Origin of the sequence: Micromonospora sp. LOL_015, assembly GCF_048060275.1 — a bacterium.
Classification (GTDB): Bacteria; Actinomycetota; Actinomycetes; order Mycobacteriales; family Micromonosporaceae; genus Micromonospora_E.
The window spans coordinates 1-1637 of sequence record NZ_JBHMIO010000128.1 but is presented as its reverse complement, the minus strand read 5'-3'; the positions used below and the strand labels follow the sequence as shown (position 1 = coordinate 1637).

General features: G+C 66.8%; 1 protein-coding gene. It reads right to left on the bottom strand.

Annotated features, from left to right (window positions below; translation table 11 throughout):
• Nucleotides 1-25 precede the first annotated feature (25 nt).
• Nucleotides 26-1519, bottom strand: coding sequence for a BTAD domain-containing putative transcriptional regulator (locus ACFHWU_RS29070; protein WP_416592290.1), 1494 nt, complete (start codon nt 1517-1519; stop codon nt 26-28).
• Nucleotides 1520-1637: the final 118 nt, after the last annotated feature.

Sequence of the window (1637 nt, the reverse complement as noted above, 5' to 3'; positions counted from 1 at the left end):
CCGGGCAGCGACACGCCGAAAGTCGTCACCCGCCCACGGCCGACTTTGATACACGCCCTAGCGCCCGCGCCACCCCCGCATCGCGCTGCAACCGGTGCCGTCCAGCGGCATCGATCAGAAGCTCTATCGACTGATCGACGGTCAGTTGCCGTAAGTCCACCGTCGCCTGGATCTGCCGGCCGAACAGCCGGCGATGGGCCCCGATGATGGCCGCGCTGTGCCGTCCTCCCGGCAGCAGCAGGCCCCCGATGTCGGCGTCGCTGACGTCGTCAAGGAGCACCAGTACCTTGCGGTCGATCGTCCAATTGCGGAACATTTGGCTGCGCGTCTCCAGTTCGTCGGGGATCCGACTCGTCGGAATGCCGACAGCTGCAAGGAAATTCGCCAGCAGTTCGGCGGCGCGTGATCTGCCGCGGAGTGATCCGTAGAACTGACCGTCGGGAAACTCCGCCCGTACCTGGTGGGCTGCCCGGGCACAGAAGGCGGAGACACCCACGCCTGGGGGGCCGCTGACCGCCACCACCGCCGGCTCGTTCGCCGACCGCTCGCGCAACACCGCGACGAGCCGTTCCAGCTGATTGTCGCGACCAACGAGCGACACGTTGACCGGCAGTTGCATGGGCGGGTCGGGACGGGCGGAGACCCGAATGGTCTCGGTAGGCTCGGGTCCCAGCTGGGGTCCTGGCTCGGCCGACAGGATCTGACGCTGCAGGTGTTGCAGTTCGGGCCCCGGCTCCAGGCCGAGTTCGTCGGCGAGGACCGAGCGAATCCGTTGAAACAGCCGGAGCGCCTCGGACCGTCGGCCGGCGCGGTACAGCGCCAGCATCAGTCGCGCGTGTAGGCCTTCATGAGTGGGGTGTTGCGCGGTGTAGCCGGTGAGTTCGCTGATCAGCTCGTGGTGCCGGTTGAGCGCCAAATCAGCGTCGATCCGTAGCTCATGGATGCTGTACCGGCTCTCGTTCAGACGTACCAAGTCGGCCTGGAGCACGGGTCCGACGGACACGTCGGCGAGCGCGCTGCCGCGCCACAGCCCGAGAGCCTGGCGCAGGCTCCCGGCTGCTCGCTCCACTTGGCCTTCCTCGAGCTGCCGCCGTCCAGCGGCGGCGAGCAGTTCGAAGGTGCGGATGTCGATCGACTCTTCGGGTACGCCGAGCAGGTAGCCGCCGAGCCTGGTCTGTAGCGAGATCGGACCGGGCCGAATGCCGGGCCGGGCGTCGCCGACGTTGAGCACCTTGCGGAGCTGATAGATGTACGTCTGTAGAGTGGTGGCGGAACTGGGCGGTGGCTGCTCCTCCCACAGCTCATCGATGAGCTGCCGGGTTGGGACCACTCTGTTGGCCTGGATGGCCAGGAGCGCGAGCACCTGACGGAGCTTCGGCGCCGACGGTGTGATCACCTCTTCGCCGCGTATCACCTCGAACGAGCCTAACATCCGGAAAATCACCTGGTGCCCTCCCCGCCTCGCATCAAGATCGTTGTTGGGATCCCCACCGATCCGCGACCGCTCGCTGGCGGTCACGGCCACACCATCGACATCCCTTGATCGCAGCCGAGCCTGCAACGGCCGACTCGATTGCACCTAGTAGGGCAGCCGTACTTCGTGACCTGACCGGTGCGGTGGGGGTGTGGACGGACAG